This window comes from Candidatus Pelagibacter sp. HIMB1521, from assembly GCF_052047875.1.
Lineage (GTDB): Bacteria > Pseudomonadota > Alphaproteobacteria > Pelagibacterales > Pelagibacteraceae > Pelagibacter.
Window position 1 is genome coordinate 34,028 of record NZ_JBNAIZ010000006.1, and the last position, 19,210, is coordinate 53,237.

Genomic DNA, 19,210 nt, shown 5'->3' on the forward strand with positions numbered 1-19,210 from the left:
TAAAAGATCATGGTTCCTATAAAAGAAGCGCTCACCTTTGACGATGTTACGCTAGCCCCAAAGTACTCAGAGATATTGCCATCTGAAGTAAATACATCAGTAAATTTAACGAAAAATTTAAAACTTAAAATCCCACTTTTATCTTCTGCTATGGATACTGTAACAGAAAGCAATATGGCTATAGCAATTGGTAAAGCAGGAGGAATAGGAGTTATTCATAGAAATTTAGATATCAAAAAACAAATTTTAGAAATTAAAAAAGTTAAAAAACAAAAATTGTTAGTTGGAGCAGCTGTTGGAGCATCAATTGGTGAATTTGATAGAGCTAAAGCTATACTTAAAGAAGGTGTTGATTTAATTGTAGTAGATACCGCTCACGGACATACCAAAAAAGTGGGAGAAATAGTTAAATATATAAAAAAAATTAAACATAAGAACATCGCTTTATGTGCTGGAAATATTGCAACACCAGAAGCAGCAAAATTTTTAATTAAATTAGGAGTAGATATTATTAAAGTTGGTATTGGACCAGGATCAATTTGCACAACAAGATTAGTAGCAGGGATAGGTGTTCCACAGTTAAGTGCAATTTTATCAGTAAGAAATGGACTTAAAAATAAAAATGTAAAAATAATTTCTGATGGTGGAATAAAATATTCTGGCGATTTGGCAAAAGCTTTTGCAGCAGGAGCGGATGCAGTCATGATAGGTTCTTTATTTGCAGGTACAGATGAAACACCTGGTAAATTAATAAAGAAAAATGGAAAATTATTTAAAAGCTTTAGGGGGATGGGTTCTGTAGGAGCTATGAATAAAGGTTCGGCAGATAGGTATTTTCAAACTAAGCAAAAAGATACATCCAAGTATGTTCCAGAGGGAGTGGAAGGTTTTGTAAAATACAAAGGTGATGTTGGCAGTATTATATTTAAATTAATTGGTGGCCTTAAATCATCTATGGGTTATCTTGGTTCAAAAGAAATTGTGAAATTGAGAAATAAACCACAATTTGTTAAAATTACTAAAGCAGGATTTTATGAAAGTATGGTTCATAATGTGGATGTAATCAAAAATGATAATAAATATTAATGAATAGAATTTTTAAATTTATTTCACTGGTTGTTTTAGTTGTTTCGTTTCAATCTAATTCTTTTTCAAAAGAAAATTTTTTTAATGAAGCAATTAAATTGTATGAAAAAGAAAAATATGAGGATGCGAGATTTTTATTTGAGAGAAATATCGTATTTAATCCAAAGGATGCAAATTCATATTTGTATTTAGCGAAAATTTATAATCATGAAGAAGATCAAAGAAAAGAAGAATACAACTTAGAAACTACTCTATTAATTGATCCTCAAAATGAAGAAGCTATTTTAATGCTAATGAAAATTGCACTTGAAAAATCTAATTACGACAAAGTTAAAGAATTATCTGAAACATTTGTTCAAGTATGTAAGTCATTATGTGATGAAAATAATGAAATTTTAGAGTCTTTAAAAAATTTAGAACCAAGTAATGAGTCTTGATAATAGCATTAACAAAATCTTAATTGTAGATTTTGGTTCACAATTTACTCAATTGATAGCTAGAAGAATAAGAGAACTGGGTGTTTTCTCGGATATTGTGAGTCATAAAAAAATTAAACTTAATCAAATTAATCAAAGCGTAAAAGGTATAATTTTATCAGGGGGTCCACTGAATGTTTATCAAATTAATAAGTATTCATTTGATAAAAAAATTTTGGAATTAAATATTCCTGTTCTTGGCATTTGTTTTGGACATCAAATATTATCTAAACTTAATGGAGGAAGAGTTAAACAATCAAAGCATCGTGAATTTGGTTTAGCAAATGTAATTAAAAAAAATAATAGTCTCTTAACTAATAATTTTTTTGGTACAAAAAAATCTAAAGTAGTCTGGATGAGCCACGCTGATCAAGTATCTAAATTACCTAAAAATTTTAAAGTAATCGCTTCAAGCTCAAATTCAAAATTTGCAATTGTAGAAAATAAAATCAAAAATTATTATGGTGTCCAGTTTCATCCAGAGGTAACTCATACAGAGAACGGAAAAAAACTGATTAGTAATTTTATTTTTCTTATTTGCAAAATAAAAAGAAATTGGTCTTCAAAAGATCAAAAGAGACAATTAATTAAAGATGTCAGAGCTGAAGTTGGAAATAATAAAGTAATTTGTGCATTATCAGGTGGTGTAGATAGTAGTGTGGTTGCTCAATTATTGAATAAAGCAATAGGTAAAAAACTATATTGTATTTTTGTAAACACTGGATTGCTTAGAAAAAATGAAGAAGTTCAGGTTGTTCAAACTTTTAAAAAACGACTAAAAATGAATTTAATCTATGTGAATGCTGAAAAGGAATTTTTAAGTAAATTAAAAAATGTTTCTGATCCAGAGAGAAAAAGAAAAATAATAGGAAATCTATTCATCAAAATATTTGAGAGATATGCAAAGAAAATAAAAAATGTAAAATTTTTGGCACAAGGAACTTTGTACCCAGATTTAATTGAAAGCAAGTCTGTAACTGGAAGTCAAACTTCCAAAATAAAATCACATCATAATGTGGGTGGTTTACCTAAAAAAATGAATTTGAAGTTAGTAGAGCCATTAAAATTTCTATTTAAAGATGAGGTAAGAAAATTAGGTTTAGAGTTAAATTTAAGTCATGAAATAATTTCACGACATCCGTTTCCTGGTCCTGGTTTAGCAATTAGAATGCCAGGTATTATTACTAATGAAAAGATTAAAATTTTAAAAGAAGCTGATCATTATTTTATACAAGCTTTAAGAGATCATGGGCTTTACCATAAAATTTGGCAAGCATATGCAGCATTACTTCCAGTAAAAACAGTTGGTGTTATGGGTGATAACCGAACATATGAATATTTATGTTTACTAAGAGCAATTACCTCTGAAGATGGAATGACTGCAGATTTTTATGAGTTTAAAAAATCTTTTATGCAAACTATTTCCAACAAAATTGTCAATAGCATAAGAGGAATTAATAGAGTTGTGTATGATATTACTTCTAAGCCCCCAAGTACTATTGAATTAGAGTAATTTTAATTATAAAAACATCTTATGAAATATTTACATACAATGATCAGAATTAAAGACGTAGATGAATCTTTAAGATTTTTCTGTGAAGGTCTTGGGCTAAAAGAAACAAGAAGAATGGAGAATGAAAAAGGAAGATTCACTCTAATATTTCTTGCAGCTCCTAATGATGACAAAGCAGAAATTGAGCTAACATATAATTGGGATGGGGATGAACTAGGAGAAGGTTCAAGAAATTTTGGTCATCTTGCATATAGAGTAGATAATATTTACGAAACTTGCCAAAGATTAATGGACATGGGTTATACTATAAACAGACCACCAAGAGATGGTCATATGGCATTTGTTAGATCACCTGATAAAATTTCAATAGAAATACTTCAAGAAGGTAATTTAGAACCAAAAGAACCTTGGTCTTCTATGGAGAATACAGGTACCTGGTAACATTTTTTAATGTGGATTGAGAAGTTTAACAAACCATATAAAGAAAAAATTAAAAAATTAACTTTTAACTTTGCAGACATTAAAAAAGGTGAAACAATGCTAGTGTCGTCACCATCATCGATAGCTAAATTCATAAAAAAAATTCCAAAAGGAAAAAAAAAGACAGTTATTGAAATGAGAGATGCATTGGCAAAAAAAGCTAAAGTAAACAAAACATGCCCTGTTTCTACAGGAATATTTTTGAGAATTGCTATAGAAGCATCATTAGAGGAACAAAGAAAAAAAAAATTAAAAAAACCCAACCTTCCTTTTTGGAGAATTATTGATGAAAAAACTGCAGTTGCAAAAAAACTATCTATATCTAAAAAGTTCTTAAATACTTATATAAATCAAGAATTAAGAAATGAATAAAATTAAAAATTTTATACGAAAAAAAAATAAGTCAAAAATAGTTAGTCTAACTGCTTATTCAAAAAATATTGCTTCAGTTTTAGATAATTATTGTGATCTGATTTTAGTAGGAGATTCACTTGGATCAGTTTTATATAATTACAAGTCTACTAGAGAAGTAACTTTAAATACTATGATTGAACACTCCAAGAGTGTTCGTATGGGTATTAAAAAAAGTTTAATGATTGTTGATATGCCTCATAATACTTATCGTAATCCTAAAGAGGCATTGAAAAACGCAAAATTAATTATGAAAAAAACTAAATGTGATGGGGTCAAATTAGAAGGAGGAAAGAAAATTATAAATACTATTAAAGCCTTAGTTAAAAATAATATACCTGTAATGGGTCATATAGGAGTTTTACCTCAGTCAGATAAAACATTTAAATTTAAAGGTAAGAAACAAAGTGAAAAAGAAAATATTATGAGAGACGCAAAGTTACTTGAAGAAGCTGGTTCATTTTGTATGGTTTTAGAGTGTGTTCAAACATCATTAGCAAAACAAGTAACTAAAAGTGTTGCAATTCCAACAATTGGGATAGGAGCATCTAAAAATTGTGATGGTCAAATTTTAGTTTTTGATGATTTGATAGGTTTAAATCCAATTAAATTTAGATTTGTTAAGAAATATACAAATATAAAGAAAGAAATATCAAAAGCAGTTTCTAATTACGCTAATGAGGTTAAAACAAGAAAATTTCCCTCAAAAAAATATTCTTTTAATTAAAAGTATTTTTTAAATTCTTCATTAATATTAAGTATCTCAAGATCTACTAAACCACCTATAATTAATTGTAGACCAACAACTAAAATAAATATTAAACCAATGTATGCTATCCAAATATGTTTTTGAATATAGTTAGCCATATAAGTAGCTAAAGCACCTGTGAGAACGACCGATAGGACAAGACCAAAAATCATATAGCCAAAATATCCTTGAGCTGCAGCAACAACTCCTATGACATTGTCAAAACTAATCATTAGATCAGCAAATAGCACTTTACCTATACTATTAATGTATGATGGTTGTTTTGTTTTTTTAACTGAAGGTTTTATATTTTTTATATCAACAAGGTCTTTTCTTAAATCATTTACTATCCACACTAACAACAACCCACCTAAAATTTTTATAAAATAAAATTCAAATAAAAAAGTAGCAAAGATTGCAAAAAAGATTTTAAAAACAAACGCTCCAATTACACCCCATAAAATAATTTGTTTTCTATTTTTGGGTACAAAATTTGATGCAATAGATCCAACTATCACAGCATTATCTGCAGTTAAGATAATAGTGATAAAAATAATTTGGGTTAGAATTATGAGCTCTTCAATCAAGATGTCTAATTATTATTTTAATTTATAGAGATTGCAATCAAAGAATAAAAAAAAGGCGGTCAAAAAATTTGACCGCCTTAATAATTGTATTTTTATTAAATTATCTTTCAGACCAAGTAGGCATAGGATATTTTAACTCACAAGCTGCTAACTCAAATGGATATACTGTACAGTATTTTCCATTTTGAACTTGCATTAAAATACCTCTAGTCTTCTCGTTTTGACCATCTGCACCAAATTTAATTCCTCTGTAAGGAACAATTAAAGATTCAGATGACATATCTAGATTTACTAGAGCTTGTCTGATTTTCTCAGGATCTGTTGATCCAGCATTATTAATTGCATTAGCTAAAGCCATAAAACCTGTAAATGCTCTTGCAGGTACATCTGATAAATCTCTTCCACCAGAGTGTGTTTTAAACAAATCGTTTACAGTTCCAATCATAGGAATAGTTTTTGCTAAGTCAGTGTTAAAAGGTGATCTTGTGATCACACCTTCTGCTTTGCTTCCCATTGTATCTATGAATTTAGGATCTGTATAACCAGCGTTTTGAGCAACTAAAAGTTTAGGATTATAATCAAGTTCTTTTGCAGTATTTAAAAATAAATATGCATCAGCTGTATAAGATGAAGGCAATAAAACATCTGGGTTTTTCGCTTTCAATCTTTGTACTTCAGAACTTAAAGTTGTTGTTTTAGCTTTATAGCTAATTTTCTCTACAACATCATAACCTTGTTCTTTAGCCATTTTATCTTGAGTTCCACCACTATCAGCACCCCACAATGTATCTTCATGAATAATACCTAGTGTCTTTAACTTATTGCTATTCTTTTTGTTAAAGTCGTTCATGAATTCAAACATAAGCTGAGTAAACTCACCATCGTGTGGAGTAACTCTGAAGAAGTATTTAAATCCTCTTGTTGTTAATTTTGGAGAAGTAGATTCACCGTTTACCCAAGGTATTCCTGCTCTCTCAGAAACCTGACTAGCAGCACCAGTTACTGATGAGTAGTAAGCTCCAAACATCGCATGAACTTTGTCAGAATTTAACATTTTCTCAGTTTCACCAACACCGATATCTGGTTTTCCACCATGGTCTCCAACTACGATAGATATTTTACCGCCGCCTAATCCTTTTAATCCTGCATCTTTCGCAAGTGGCATACCTGGAATGTTATGACTGTTATTGATGATATCTAAAGCTGTCTTAACTGCTGCAACAGCGTCTTTACCAACCTGAGCAACAGGTCCTGTAAGTGGATAAAGTACTCCAATTTTTACATCCTCTGCGTAACTAATTGCTGGCGCAGATATTAATGAAAAAAAAGTAAATACTGTAAGAATTAATTTTTTCATTTTTTTCCCTCTTGTTTAATTTTTAAATATCTAACTTAATACTATTCAATTGATCAATTCAATGATTTAGTTTTTTTATTTTATCAATGCTTAAGAAGTATTTGTTTAATATATACATTCTTTATATATACTTTAATAATAAACCAAATGACTTCTGAAATTATAATTCAAGCTATAGTCACAGGATTAATGATGGGATTAATCTATGCATTAATTGCAGCAGGCTTGAGTTTGATTTTTGGTTTGATGGAAATTGTAAACTTTGCTCATGGAGAGCATTTGATGTTGTCTATGTTTTCATCATTTTGGCTTTGGTCTTTATTTGGTTTAGATCCATTATTCTCGATACCAATAACTATACTCTTGTTGGCATTTTGTGGAATTGTTACTCATTATTTTTTAATTCGCTACATATTAAAAGCAAAAATGCTTATCCAAATTTGTGCAACATTTGGATTGTCTATTTTTATTAGATCGATTGCTCAATTATTATGGACACCAGACTTTAGAAACGTTGATAAACCTCTATTAGAGGGTCGTATTGAAATTGGATCTGTGTTTATTGGTCAACCCCAATTATATGCAAGTCTTGTTTGTTTGGTTGCTTTTTTTGGTTTGTATTGGTTTGTGACAAAAACAGAAACTGGATTAGCCCTTCAAGCGACAGCACAAGATAGACATGCAGCAGAAATTTTAGGAATTCCATCAAATAAAATGTTTGCAATTGGTTGGGCGATTGGACTTGGTTGTGTAGGTGTAGCGGGCGGAATGATGGCAAACTATTTTTTTATTTTTACTGATGTTGGTATTAATTTTGCATTATTTGCTTTCGTTGCAGTAGCATTAGGAGGTTTTGGAAGCATCATTGGGTGTTTATATGCCGGTATAATTATAGGTTTAGTAGAATCTCTTGGTGGATTATTGATCGATCCATCATTTAAACTTTTATATGTATTTGCAATTTACCTTTTAGTTGTGATTTACAAACCTCAAGGTTTGTTTGGTAGGTATTAATGGATAATAAGTTAGAAATTGCAAAATCAGAACCGATTTGGAATACGAATAATAGAGTAATATCAATTATTACTGGCCTAATTATACTTTTGTTTGCTCTTCCACTTTTTGGGATGAATTCATTTTATCTCCATTTATTTATTATGATTTTTATGCATGCAGTTATGGCCCAGTCTTGGAATGTTATAGCAGGTTTTTCTGGTCAAATTAGTTTAGGTCATGGAGCGTTTTTTGGAATAGGTGCATATGCAACTTCATTTTTTTATATGGAGTACGGAATAACACCATGGATCAGTATATTTTTTGGCATGTTAGTTTCAGCAATTTTTGCTGTCTTAATTGGCATACCAATGCTGAGATTAAGTGGTCACTACTTTGCAATTGCAACTTTATTAATTGGAATAAGTTTCCAAGTAGTTTTTCAAAGATGGGATTTAGTAGGAGCTGCATCAGGATTATGGGTGACAATGACACCAGAAGATTCGTGGTCTGCATTGCAGTTTCATAGTAGTAAAGCTCCATATTATTATGTTTTTTTAATATTCTTTTTGATCACATTCTTTTTAGTTTGGTTACTAAGTAGATCAAAACTAGGTTACAGATTAAGAGCAGTTAGAGATGATCCACAAGCAGCATTAAGTTTATGTATAAATGTTTCAAACTATAAAATTATAGCTTATGTGATTTCAGCAATGATCATGGCTCCAATGGGTAGTTTGTTTGCTCAATATATTTTGATTATTGATCCAGATAGAGTTTTCAATATTGAAATATCAATTATAGTTTTATTAATCACAGTCCTAGGTGGAATTGGAAATGTTTGGGGCCCAATTATAGGAGCTGCAATACTTGTGCCAATTTCAGAATATTCAAGAATTTATTTAGGAGGCACAGGTGGCGCTGTTGACTTAATTTTTTATGGTTTGATTTTAATGATTATTTGCATTTTTAGACCAAATGGTCTGATCTCATTTATTCCTAAAGATATTTTAGAAAGAAAAAAACAAAGATGAAAATATTAACAGTTGAAAATCTAAGTAAATCTTTTGGTGGAATCCATGCAAACAGAGATATTTCTTTTGATGTCGAAGAAGGATCTATTTTAGGAGTTATAGGACCTAATGGTGCTGGTAAATCTACATTATTTGATTTGATTACTGGTTTTACAAAACCAGATACTGGAAAAGTAAAATTTTTTGATAAAAATATTTTTGGAATTAGTCCTGATAAAATTAGTAACCTTGGTGTAGGTAGAACCTTCCAAAAACTAAAACCATTTGCAGATCAAACATTACTTGAGAATGTAATGATAGGAGCATTTGTAAAAGAAAAAGATATTAAAAAAGCAAGAGATAGAGCCTTAGAGATTATTGACTTTGTAGATTTGATTGAGAAAAGACATCATTTTGCAAAAGAGTTATCAACCGGACAAAGGAAAAGATTAGAAATGGCTAGAGCTATGGCCATTGATCCCAAATTACTTTTGATGGACGAAGTAACCGGAGGTGTGGATCAAAAGACTATCCCTGGACTTGTCGAACTTGTTAAAAAATTAAAAAAAACTGGTGTAACAATTATTACAATCGAACATAACATAAATATTATCATGGAAATTTCGGACAATGTTCTTGCATTAGATCAAGGAAAAAGAATTGCATTTGGAGAACCAAAAGAAATTCAAAACAATAAACAAGTAATAGATGCCTACCTAGGAACTTTTGATGCTGCTTGATGTAAAAAATATTGATGTTTTATATGATGATTTTCAGGTTATCTGGGATGTTTCTATTAATGTAAATAAAGCTGAAATGGTTGCGCTTTTAGGACCAAATGGTTCTGGTAAAAGTACTGTTTTAAATACTATAAGTAATCTTGTTGAACATAAAAAAGGTTCTATCACTTTTGACAATACTTTAATTTCAAATATTCCAACTTATAAAAGAACCGAGTTAGGAATTTCACATGTACTTGAAAGAAGAAGGGTTTTTCCTCATCTTACTGTCAAACAAAATCTTTTATTGGGTGCATGGCATCCCAAAGCAAAAGAAGAGTTAACAAATTCATTAATCAAAGTTTATAAGATATTTCCAAAGCTAGAAACTAGATCAGATCAATTAGCAAAAACAATGTCTGGTGGTGAGCAACAAATGTTAGCTATAGCAAGAGGCATGATGGGTTTACCAAAACTTTTGATGGTGGATGAACCTTTTTTAGGTTTATCACCAATGGTTATGAAAGACTTAATTAAGATATTTAAAAATATAGTTGCAGAAGGGATATCAATATTATTCGTAGAACAAAACGTAAGACTTGCATTAAGTATGGCAGATAGAGGATATGTTTTAGAAAGTGGAAGATTAGTTATCGATGGTAAATCAGAAGATCTAATTGATAATGAAAAAGTTACTAAAGTTTTTTTAGGAAATTAATTAAAAAGCAGCAAGATCATTATTTAGTTTATCAGTAATAAGCATTTTACCTGGACTATGAGTAATACAAAAATCGGGTTTTGAATTTTCTAAAACAGATTGAGGAGTAACACCACACGCCCAAAATACAGGAATTTCGTTGTTCTTTATTGTTCTAGGTGGATCACCATATTCAGGTTTCATTATATCTTTAATTCCAATTTCGTCTGGATTACCAACATGTACTGGTGCGCCATGCACAGCTGGAAATCTGGAACTAATTTGAATTGATCTAATTGTATTCTTTGAGCTTAAGGGTCTCATAGACACAACTAGTTTTCCTGAAAATTGTCCAGCAGGTTCACAGTCTATTGAAGTTTTATACATCGGAACAATAGTATTGTTCTCTATGTGTTGAATTGGAATACCAGCTTCAATTAAAGGTAGCTCAAAAGACATTGAACATCCTAGAACAAAAGTTGTTAAATCTTCGTTCCAATATTTTTTAATATCATATGGTTCGTCAATTAATTTCCCTTTTTCCCATACTCTATATTGAGGAACATCAGTTCTAATATCAATATCACCAAGATCTTTTAATGAAGGATCTCCTTTAGTACCAAATCCAATTAATGGACAAGGTTTTGGATTTTTTTGACAGAAAGAAGCAAAGTCCATTGCATATTTGCTTGGTAAGATACAAAGATTTCCTTGAACATACTTATTAGCAGCACCTGCAGTTTGCTCTTTGTAATTATTTTCTCTTATAACTTTTCTTGCCTCTAATGGATTTTGAATATCTAGCATTAAATTAGTATTTAGATTTCTTTGTTCCTTCTATTATTTCTTTTAACTCGTTGTATTCTTCACAGTTACAAGTTTCCAATACTTTAAGTCTTTCTTTAGCTAAATCCATTCTATTTGTAGCAACATATAATTCACCTAGATACTCATTTATTCCAATATGGTCTGGTTTAATCGCTAGACCTTGAAGATAATATTTTTCTCCATTTTCAAAATCACCAAGTTTTCTTGTTGTAAAACCAAGATAATTAAGTGTATCCGCTTGATTTGGTTTTTTATCGTTTGATTTTAGAAGAAGTTTTTGAGCTTTTTCATATCTCTTTTTAGCTTTTTCTAGTTTGCCTTTTTTTTCAAATTTTTTTGCAGCTTTAACATGAGTAACTGCTTTATCGTAGTCTGATTTTACTTTCTTAGGTGTTGAGTCTGAACCTGCTGACATTGCATTGGAAGCAAAAAAAACAAATATCAAAGCAGTAAATATTTTTTTAATCATTATAAAAATTTCTCCATTTGGCTTAAAGGTTTTAAATTTAGTCCATTTTCAATTAAATTTTCTCTAATTGATCTTGCAGTAGCAAGTGAACTTTCATTATCACCATGTATGCAGACAGAGTCGATTTCACAAGGTATTTGCTTTCCACTGTGACAATTCAGTGCCTGATTTTTTACCATACTCAATACATGTTTTTTAGCTTCTTCAGGATCAGTAATTAATGCATGTGATTTTTTTCTAGAAACTAAATTTCCATCATCTTCATAGGTTCTATCTGCAAAAATTTCACAGGCAATTTTCATATCTAATTTTTTAGCTGCTTGTTCCATTTTAGAGCCAGTAGGTACTAAATAAATCAAATCTCTACTTATTTCATTGATCGCCTTTGCTAAAGTGGTTGCTAAATCAATATCTTCACATGCCATATTATTTAAAGCTCCATGTGGTTTTATATGAGTAACATTTTCTCCATGATCTTGAGCAATCTTTTGTAAAATTTCATATTGATCAATAATTAATTTTCTAACTTCTTCAGGTGCAAGGTCCATTCTTTGTCTTCCAAAATTTTCTGGGTCATTGAAAGATGGATGAGCACCAATGCTTACACCGTTTTTTTTTGATATTTGAACCACTTGGTTCATAGATTCTTCATCACCGGCGTGAAATCCACATGCAACGTTAGCAGAATTTACTATATCGAGTAAATCTGGATCATATTTATTTGAATGGTGTTTTGATTTTTCACCTAAATCACAATTTATATTAATTTCCATAGTTCTAATTGTTGAAGTATAACATGCCATGATAAAAAATATATCAAATCTTGGTGACGCAGCTGTTTATTGCGATTTTGGTGTAGAGGTAAATAAATCAGTTAACTCTGAAGTAATAAAATATTTTAAAGCTTTAAAAAAAGAGAACGTTGAATGTATAAATAATCTTACTCCTTCTTATAATAAATTAATAGTTTCTTATGACCTTAGAAAAACAAACTTTAAAGAAGTTAAAAAATTAATTGAAAATTTAAATGTTAATGAAACTCAAGATAACAATAGCACTAAAATAGAAATTCCAGTTTGTTGTGATGATCAATTTTCTCTTGATATAAAAAGATTAGAAGAAAAATTAAATATTAATCGAGATAAAATTTTAGAAAATTTTTTTAGTAAGGAATATTTTTGTTATATGACCGGATTTATTGCCGGTATGCCTTTTTTAGGTGATTTGGATGAAAATATGAGAGTACCAAGATTAGAAACACCAAGAGTAAAAGTACCCAAAGGATCAGTTGCTTTAACTGAACAATTTGCAAATATTTATACATTTGAAAGCCCTGGTGGATGGAACATACTTGGTAATACACCTGTAGATGTTTTTGATAATTCAAAAGAGGAAGAGCCAAATTTAATAAATCCTGGCGACATAGTAGTTTTTAAACAAATAAATCTCGAAAAATATAATAGTTACAATGACAAATAATTTAGAAATTATAAGAGCTGGAGTAAATACAACCTTTCAAGACCAAGGAAGAGACAATTTATATCATATAGGAATTCCATTTAGTGGAGCAATGGATAATAGAAATTATAGTTTAGCTAACAAGATGGTAGGCAATAAATTAAATTCTCCAATTATAGAATTTGCATACCAAGGACCACATATAAAATATTATGGAGATAAAATTAATATTGCAGTTACAGGTGATGTTGTTTTTAAAATTATTAAAAGTGATACAGAAGTTGATGGTAATTGTTATGAGAGTTATCAAATTGAAAGTGGAGATGAAATTAATCTAATCTCAACAAATAAGTCAGTTTATGGATATTTAGCAGTTGGTGGAGAATTAGATTTAAAATTTCAATGGAATAGTTGTTCGATAAATACCAAGGCAAATATTGGATCAAATAATGGAAAAAAATTGGAGAATGGTCAAAAAGTAAATATCCTAAATATTAATTCAGACCAAAGTAAAAAAAAGACTAATTACATAAATTCTAAAGTTGAAAATATCAGAGTAATAAAAGGACCAAACTTTGATTATTTTTCAGAAGAAGGAAAAAAAATATTTTTTGAAAAAGAATTTTCTGTATCAAAACTTTCAGATAGAATGGGGATGCGTTTAGAGGGTCCAAAAATTGAAAATATTGTAAATACCAATATTAAATCAGAAGGTTTGTTAAAAGGGGTCATTCAGATACCAGCAGATGGAAACCCAATTATTATGCTGTCAGACCATGGTACTATTGGAGGGTATCCAAAAATTGGGGTGGTAGCTAGTGTTGATTATGATCGATTGGTACAAATATCACCTGGCTCAAAAATCAAATTTAAAGAGATAAATTTATCTGATGCTGAAACTTTGTTTAAATTATATGAGATGGACACTCAGAACTTACTTAATCAAATATAATGAATATTATTAGAAAACTTCCTGGACCTTTCTTAGTATTTCTAGGTGCATGTAGTCTTAGTTTTGGAGGTTTGATTGTAAAATCATTTGAGGGAGCAACCCTTTGGCAAATATTATTTTGGAGAACGGTATTCTTTCTAATTGTTATTACCTTGTATTTAACTTTAACTTATAAGAAACAAGTATTTAGATCCTTTTATAATTTAGGATTTCCTGGTTTCTTTGGTGGATTTATTTTATCTCTTGGTTTTAGTGGTTATGTGTTCGCGATGTATAACACAACAGTTGCTAATGCTAATTTTATTATTCAAACACAAACAATCTTTTTAGCAATATTTGGTTACTTTTTTTTAAAAGAAAAAATTTCAGCAATTACTCTTACTTCAATAATTCTTGCAATTTCAGGAATACTTTTAATGGTTGGAAGTTCTTTATCTCCAGGTCAAATGTCTGGAAATATTGCAGCTTTCATAATGCCAATATCCTTTGCTACATTAATTTTGGTAGTAAGAAAATATCCAACTGTTGATATGGTTCCTGCTCAATTTGTTGCAGGTATTTTTGCGTTGTTAATCGGTTATCTAATGTCAGAAAAAATAATGATATCTCCTAATGATATTTTTTTAGGATTTTTAGCTGGGTTTTTACAATTAGGATTAGGTTTTATCTTTATTACTATCGGAGCTCAACGAACACCATCGGCAATGGTTGGTATCATAATGCTAACAGAAGCTGTACTAGGTCCTTTATGGGCGTGGTTGTTTATAAATGAACAACCACCTTTCATTGTTATAATTGGAGGATCAATAGTTATTTTTGCAGTTTTACTTCAATTTTACAATTTATATACCTCAGAAAAAAAAGCGATCTAATAACATTTGACATTAAACCGTATTTATTAGAATATTTGTTAACGGGAGAGATCACAAACTTTGTGACACCGAAGGAGCAACCACCCAGGAAACTCTCAGGTAAAAGGACCGTATTATATTAACTCTGGAAAGAGATTGAGTTCTCGCCGAAGGAGTAAAACTCTCAGGCAAAAATACAGATGGGTACGACAGAGTTAGTATGGGAAAAAAAACATCATTAAATAAACTTCATCAAGATAACCAAGCTAAATTTGTGGAATTTGCTGGATATGAAATGCCCATACAATATAGCAAAGGGATTGTTGAAGAGCATAAATTCACAAGATCAAATGCAGGTATTTTTGATGTGTCTCATATGGGTCAATTATTTATTCATGGTGGAGAGGACTTAACTGCTGATCTTGAAAAAATTTTTCCACTTGATTTAAAAAATTTGAAACAAAACTGCTCTAAATATAGTTTTTTAATGAACGATAGTGCTGGAATTCATGATGATTTGATAATTACTAAAATTGAAAAAGGATATTTAATTATTTTAAACGCAGCATGCAAAGATAATGATTTTAAAATTTTATCAGATTTACTGAACAGTAAACATGAAATGGTTCTTGATGATCAAAGAGCATTAATTGCAATTCAAGGTCCAAAGTCAGTTGAGATTTTAAATGACATAATAGAAGGTGTTGAAAAACTTAATTTTATGACAGGGAACTGGTTTGATTATAAAGATCAAAAAGCTTTTGTTACAAGGTCTGGTTATACTGGAGAGGATGGTTTTGAAGTATCTATTAACAATGATTTAGCTGAAGGATTTACTCAGAATTTGATGGAAAAAGGAGCACAACTTATAGGACTTGGGGCAAGAGATACCTTGAGATTAGAGGCAGGATTGTGCTTATATGGACATGAACTTGATACTGAAAAAACACCAATTGAAGCAAACTTAAAGTGGGCGATTTCTAAAGAGAGAATTTTAAATGGTGGATTTGTTGGTTCTGATAAAATTATGAAAGAAATACAAGAAGGTACCTCTAAAATTAGAATTGGGATTAAGCCAGAAGGAAGATTGATTGCTAGAGAAAAAACCAAAATATTTGATGAGTCAGAAAAACTTATTGGTGAGGTTACCAGCGGAACTTTTGGCCCAAGTGTAAATGGCCCAATAGCAATGGGCTACATAGATAAAGAGTTTTCTAAAGTTGATACAAAAATTTTACTAGAAGTAAGAGGAAAAAAACATCCTGCAAGTGTTTGTGGGTTACCATTTTATAAAAAAAGTTACGTGAAAGGAGTAAACTAATGAGTGAAGTTAAATTTTCAAAAGAGCATGAGTGGATTACAGTTGAGGGCGATGTTGCCACCATTGGAATTACAAAGCATGCAACAGAAATGTTGGGAGATATTGTTTTTGCTGAGTTACCTGAAAAAGGTTCAAGTGTTGAAAAAGATGGCACAGCAGGAGTAGTTGAGTCAACTAAAGCTGCAAGTGATGTTTATACTCCTGTAAGTGGTGAAGTAGTAGATACTAACCAAGCTATAGTAGATGATCCTGCAAAAATTAATGAAGACCCTGAGGGATCAGCTTGGTTTTTTAAACTTAAATTAAAAGATAGTTCAGAAATGGACAGCTTAATGAACAAAGAAGAATACGATAAATTTGCAAAGGAGAGTGCTAGCTAATGTTACATAACTCACAAAAAGACTTTTTAAAAAGACACATTGGGCCTTCAGAAGAAGATCAAAATAAAATGCTGAAGAAGCTTAATTATAATTCATTAGACGATTTAATAAAAAGTACAGTTCCAGAAAAGATACAATTGAAAGATGGATTAAATATAGGAGAGTCTAATTCTGAGTATGAAGCATTAAGAAAATTGAAAGCAATTTCAAAAAAAAATCAAATTTATTCTAATTTTATTGGCATGGGTTACTATGGAACTTACACTCCGTATGTAATTTTAAGAAATATTCTAGAAAATCCAGGTTGGTATACATCATATACTCCTTATCAGCCTGAAGTAGCACAAGGAAGATTAGAAATGCTCCTAAACTTCCAACAAATGATTGTTGATTTCACTGGTATGGATATTGCAAATGCATCTTTGCTTGATGAAGGAACAGCAGCTGCAGAAGCTGTGGGATTAAGTCATAGATTAAACAAAAAAGATAGTAATTTAGTTTTTGTTTCAGAAAATTGTCATCCACAAACAATTGATGTAATTCAAACAAGAGCAGAACCAATGGGATTAAAAGTACTTGTTGGTAACGAAGATAAAGTATTAGATCAACTTAAAGAGGATTTAGTTTGTGGAATTCTTCAATATCCTGGAACTTTAGGAGACATCAAAGATCCAAGTGAAGCCATCAGCAAAATTCATAAAAAAAATGGAAAAGCTGTATTAGTTTCTGATTTATTAGCTTTAGCGCTACTTAAAACACCAAGAGAATTAGGCGCTGATATTGCAGTAGGAAGTTCTCAAAGATTTGGAATACCAATGGGTTATGGCGGGCCTCATGCAGCTTTCTTTGCAACTAAAGACGAGTTTAAAAGATCAATGCCAGGAAGAATTATTGGTGTGTCTGTTGATAGACATGGAAACAAAGCTTATAGATTATCACTTCAAACAAGAGAACAACATATTAGAAGAGATAAAGCGACAAGTAATATTTGTACCGCTCAAGCATTGTTAGCAATTGTTTCAGCTGCTTATGCTATTTATCATGGGCCAGATGGAATAAAAACTATTGCAGAAAGAGTTTCTCAATTAGCTAAAAATTTTGCAGATAAATTAAAACAATCTGGATATGAAATTTATTCAGATCATTTCTTTGATACAGTTACAATTGTAACAAAAGATAAAACTGATCAAATCTATAAAAATGCTTTAGATCAAAAAGTTAATATCAGAAGAGTAAATTCTGAAATGTTGGCCGTTTCTTTTGATGAAAAGAAAAATGTTTATAGAGTAAATCAATTGTTGAAAATTTTTAATGCAGCTGAGTCGATTAAAAAAGAAGATCCGACAGTAAGTTTGCCTAATTTACCAAAAAATTTACTGAGAACTTCCAAATATTTAGAACATCCTGTTTTTAATTCATATCATTCAGAAACAGAGATGCTCAGATATTTAAAAAAATTAGAAGATAAAGATATAGCTCTTAACAGAACTATGATTGCACTTGGTTCATGTACTATGAAATTAAATGCTACTGCAGAAATGATACCTATTTCATGGAGAGAGTTAGCTGAACCTCATCCGTTTGTACCAGTAGAGCAGATGGAAGGTTATAGAGCTTTATTCACTGATCTTAAAAATTGGCTAAGATCAATTACAGGTTTTTCTGGAGTTTCACTTCAACCAAATGCAGGAGCTCAAGGAGAATATGCTGGCTTAATGGTAATTAGAAAATACCATTTAGATAGAGGCGAAGAAAATAGAAATATATGTTTAATTCCAAGTTCAGCACATGGAACAAATCCTGCTAGTGCCCAAATGGTTGGGATGAAAGTTGTGGTTGTCGATTGTGATAAAGAAGGAAATGTTGATTTTGAAGATTTGAAGAAAAAAGCAGAGGCACATTCTGAAAATCTTGGAGCATTAATGGTTACATATCCTTCTACTCACGGTGTATTTGAAGAAAAAATTACAGATATATGTGAACTGATACATAAACACGGTGGTCAAGTTTACATGGATGGTGCAAATTTAAATGCACTTGTTGGAATAGCAAGACCTGGAAATTTTGGTCCAGATGTTTGTCATATAAACTTACACAAAACATTCTGTATTCCACATGGTGGTGGAGGACCAGGAATGGGACCAATTGCATGTAAAAGACATTTGCAAGTTTATTTACCTAATCATCCAGTTGTTAAAGATTGTGGACCTGCCACAGGAATAGGAGCAGTTTCAGCGGCTCCTTGGGGAAGCTCAAGTATTTTATCAATTTCTTGGATGTATATTAAAATGATGGGTTCTGAAGGTTTAAAATTAGCTACTCAAGTCGCTATATTAAACGCAAACTATATAGCTCACAGACTTAAAGATCATTTTCCAATTTTGTACAAAGGCTCAAATGGAAACGTTGCTCATGAATGTATTATAGATATTCGATCAATTAAGAGTGAGACAGGTATTACTGAGGAAGATATCGCTAAAAGGTTGATCGATTATGGTTTCCATGCACCTACAATGTCTTGGCCAGTTGCAGGAACTATGATGATAGAGCCAACAGAGAGCGAGAGCTTATCTGAGCTTGATAGATTTTGTGATACTTTAATTAATATCAAATCTGAAATAGATAAGATCAATTCTGGTGAGTTTGATAAAGTAGACAATCCTATTAAGAACGCTCCTCATACAGATATAGAACTTGCATCAGATGAATGGGATCATAAATATTCAAGAGAGCAAGCTGCTTATCCTGCTAAGTTCTTAAAAACAAATAAATTTTGGCCACCAGTTGCAAGAGTGGACAATGTTTATGGAGATAAGAATATCTTTTGTACTTGTCCAAGTATGGATGAGTTTAAAGAAGACGCGGCATAAT

The 19,210-nt window shown here is 30.7% G+C and carries 21 protein-coding genes and 1 riboswitch; of the genes, 16 read left to right on the top strand and 5 right to left on the bottom strand.

The window, feature by feature from the left end; all coding sequences use genetic code 11:
- The first annotated feature begins 9 nt into the window (after positions 1 to 9).
- The 6 genes from guaB to panB are packed head-to-tail and all read left to right on the top strand — an operon-like array spanning position 10 to position 4,693.
- On the top strand, positions 10 to 1,086 hold the full coding sequence (guaB, locus tag ACTTA5_RS03190) for an IMP dehydrogenase (RefSeq protein WP_440647858.1): 1,077 nt from the start codon (positions 10 to 12) through the stop codon (positions 1,084 to 1,086).
- Positions 1,086 to 1,523, top strand: a complete 438-nt coding sequence (locus ACTTA5_RS03195) for a tetratricopeptide repeat protein (RefSeq protein WP_440647860.1) — start codon at positions 1,086 to 1,088, stop codon at positions 1,521 to 1,523. Before guaB ends, ACTTA5_RS03195 begins: the two co-directional genes overlap by 1 nt.
- Positions 1,513 to 3,075 (top strand): glutamine-hydrolyzing GMP synthase, encoded by a 1,563-nt coding sequence (guaA, locus tag ACTTA5_RS03200; protein ID WP_440647862.1) that lies wholly within the window; start codon positions 1,513 to 1,515, stop codon positions 3,073 to 3,075. The genes ACTTA5_RS03195 and guaA overlap by 11 nt, the downstream gene beginning before the upstream one ends.
- A 21-nt stretch (positions 3,076 to 3,096) precedes the next feature.
- Positions 3,097 to 3,516: a VOC family protein gene (locus ACTTA5_RS03205; RefSeq protein ID WP_440647864.1), complete on the top strand. Its 420-nt coding sequence runs from the start codon at positions 3,097 to 3,099 to the stop codon at positions 3,514 to 3,516.
- A 9-nt stretch (positions 3,517 to 3,525) separates the two neighbouring features.
- Positions 3,526 to 3,927, top strand: a complete 402-nt coding sequence (locus ACTTA5_RS03210) for a hypothetical protein (protein ID WP_440647866.1) — start codon at positions 3,526 to 3,528, stop codon at positions 3,925 to 3,927.
- Positions 3,920 to 4,693, top strand: a complete 774-nt coding sequence (gene panB / locus ACTTA5_RS03215; RefSeq protein WP_440647868.1) for a 3-methyl-2-oxobutanoate hydroxymethyltransferase — start codon at positions 3,920 to 3,922, stop codon at positions 4,691 to 4,693. Before ACTTA5_RS03210 ends, panB begins: the two co-directional genes overlap by 8 nt.
- Here panB and ACTTA5_RS03220 read toward each other — a convergent pair.
- Together ACTTA5_RS03220 and ACTTA5_RS03225 are read right to left on the bottom strand one after the other, a co-directional pair.
- The gene (locus tag ACTTA5_RS03220) at positions 4,690 to 5,301 is read right to left on the bottom strand and encodes a YjbE family putative metal transport protein (protein WP_262589620.1); all 612 of its coding nucleotides are present in this window, start codon (positions 5,299 to 5,301) and stop codon (positions 4,690 to 4,692) included. The two genes, panB and ACTTA5_RS03220, sit on opposite strands and share 4 nt — an antisense overlap.
- A gap of 100 nt (positions 5,302 to 5,401) precedes the next feature.
- A complete protein-coding gene (locus tag ACTTA5_RS03225; protein ID WP_440647870.1) occupies positions 5,402 to 6,658 on the bottom strand; it encodes an ABC transporter substrate-binding protein in 1,257 nt (418 codons plus the stop codon).
- A gap of 147 nt (positions 6,659 to 6,805) precedes the next feature.
- On the opposite strand from ACTTA5_RS03225, the gene ACTTA5_RS03230 reads away from it, so the two are divergent.
- From ACTTA5_RS03230 to ACTTA5_RS03245, 4 genes are read left to right on the top strand one after another with little or no spacing between them, the layout of a single operon-like run.
- Positions 6,806 to 7,672, top strand: a complete 867-nt coding sequence (locus ACTTA5_RS03230) for a branched-chain amino acid ABC transporter permease (RefSeq protein ID WP_440635302.1) — start codon at positions 6,806 to 6,808, stop codon at positions 7,670 to 7,672.
- On the top strand, positions 7,672 to 8,685 hold the full coding sequence (locus ACTTA5_RS03235; protein ID WP_440647872.1) for a branched-chain amino acid ABC transporter permease: 1,014 nt from the start codon (positions 7,672 to 7,674) through the stop codon (positions 8,683 to 8,685). The genes ACTTA5_RS03230 and ACTTA5_RS03235 overlap by 1 nt, the downstream gene beginning before the upstream one ends.
- A complete protein-coding gene (locus ACTTA5_RS03240) occupies positions 8,682 to 9,404 on the top strand; it encodes an ABC transporter ATP-binding protein (protein WP_440647874.1) in 723 nt (240 codons plus the stop codon). Before ACTTA5_RS03235 ends, ACTTA5_RS03240 begins: the two co-directional genes overlap by 4 nt.
- Positions 9,394 to 10,101, top strand: coding sequence for an ABC transporter ATP-binding protein (locus ACTTA5_RS03245; protein ID WP_440647876.1), 708 nt, complete (start codon positions 9,394 to 9,396; stop codon positions 10,099 to 10,101). The genes ACTTA5_RS03240 and ACTTA5_RS03245 overlap by 11 nt, the downstream gene beginning before the upstream one ends.
- Here ACTTA5_RS03245 and ACTTA5_RS03250 read toward each other — a convergent pair whose 3' ends face one another.
- Genes ACTTA5_RS03250 through ACTTA5_RS03260 form a run of 3 tightly spaced genes read right to left on the bottom strand, consistent with a single transcriptional unit; the run spans position 10,102 to position 12,150 of the window.
- Positions 10,102 to 10,887 (bottom strand): putative hydro-lyase, encoded by a 786-nt coding sequence (locus tag ACTTA5_RS03250; RefSeq protein ID WP_440647878.1) that lies wholly within the window; start codon positions 10,885 to 10,887, stop codon positions 10,102 to 10,104.
- Positions 10,888 to 10,891: 4 nt separating this feature from the next.
- Positions 10,892 to 11,377, bottom strand: coding sequence for a tetratricopeptide repeat protein (locus tag ACTTA5_RS03255; protein ID WP_440647880.1), 486 nt, complete (start codon positions 11,375 to 11,377; stop codon positions 10,892 to 10,894).
- A complete protein-coding gene (locus tag ACTTA5_RS03260) occupies positions 11,377 to 12,150 on the bottom strand; it encodes a 5-oxoprolinase subunit PxpA (protein WP_440647970.1) in 774 nt (257 codons plus the stop codon). Before ACTTA5_RS03260 ends, ACTTA5_RS03255 begins: the two co-directional genes overlap by 1 nt.
- Positions 12,151 to 12,178: 28 nt before the next feature.
- Between ACTTA5_RS03260 and ACTTA5_RS03265 the strand changes: the two genes are divergently transcribed.
- The 6 genes from ACTTA5_RS03265 to gcvP all read left to right on the top strand — a co-directional run bounded on the left by ACTTA5_RS03265 (position 12,179) and on the right by gcvP (position 19,209).
- Positions 12,179 to 12,856: an allophanate hydrolase subunit 1 gene (locus tag ACTTA5_RS03265; protein ID WP_440647882.1), complete on the top strand. Its 678-nt coding sequence runs from the start codon at positions 12,179 to 12,181 to the stop codon at positions 12,854 to 12,856.
- The gene (locus ACTTA5_RS03270) at positions 12,846 to 13,787 is read left to right on the top strand and encodes a biotin-dependent carboxyltransferase family protein (protein ID WP_440647884.1); all 942 of its coding nucleotides are present in this window, start codon (positions 12,846 to 12,848) and stop codon (positions 13,785 to 13,787) included. The genes ACTTA5_RS03265 and ACTTA5_RS03270 overlap by 11 nt, the downstream gene beginning before the upstream one ends.
- Positions 13,787 to 14,659, top strand: coding sequence for a DMT family transporter (locus ACTTA5_RS03275; RefSeq protein WP_440647886.1), 873 nt, complete (start codon positions 13,787 to 13,789; stop codon positions 14,657 to 14,659). The genes ACTTA5_RS03270 and ACTTA5_RS03275 overlap by 1 nt, the downstream gene beginning before the upstream one ends.
- Before the next feature lie 31 nt (positions 14,660 to 14,690).
- Positions 14,691 to 14,780: riboswitch (glycine riboswitch) on the top strand.
- A 78-nt stretch (positions 14,781 to 14,858) separates the two neighbouring features.
- Positions 14,859 to 15,959 carry a glycine cleavage system aminomethyltransferase GcvT gene (gene gcvT, locus ACTTA5_RS03280; RefSeq protein WP_440647888.1) on the top strand — a complete coding sequence of 367 codons (1,101 nt, stop codon included), beginning with the start codon at positions 14,859 to 14,861 and terminating at the stop codon, positions 15,957 to 15,959.
- Positions 15,959 to 16,339 carry a glycine cleavage system protein GcvH gene (gene gcvH, locus ACTTA5_RS03285; protein ID WP_262589607.1) on the top strand — a complete coding sequence of 127 codons (381 nt, stop codon included), beginning with the start codon at positions 15,959 to 15,961 and terminating at the stop codon, positions 16,337 to 16,339. The genes gcvT and gcvH overlap by 1 nt, the downstream gene beginning before the upstream one ends.
- The gene (gene gcvP, locus ACTTA5_RS03290) at positions 16,339 to 19,209 is read left to right on the top strand and encodes an aminomethyl-transferring glycine dehydrogenase (RefSeq protein WP_440647890.1); all 2,871 of its coding nucleotides are present in this window, start codon (positions 16,339 to 16,341) and stop codon (positions 19,207 to 19,209) included. The genes gcvH and gcvP overlap by 1 nt, the downstream gene beginning before the upstream one ends.
- Position 19,210 lies beyond the last annotated feature (1 nt).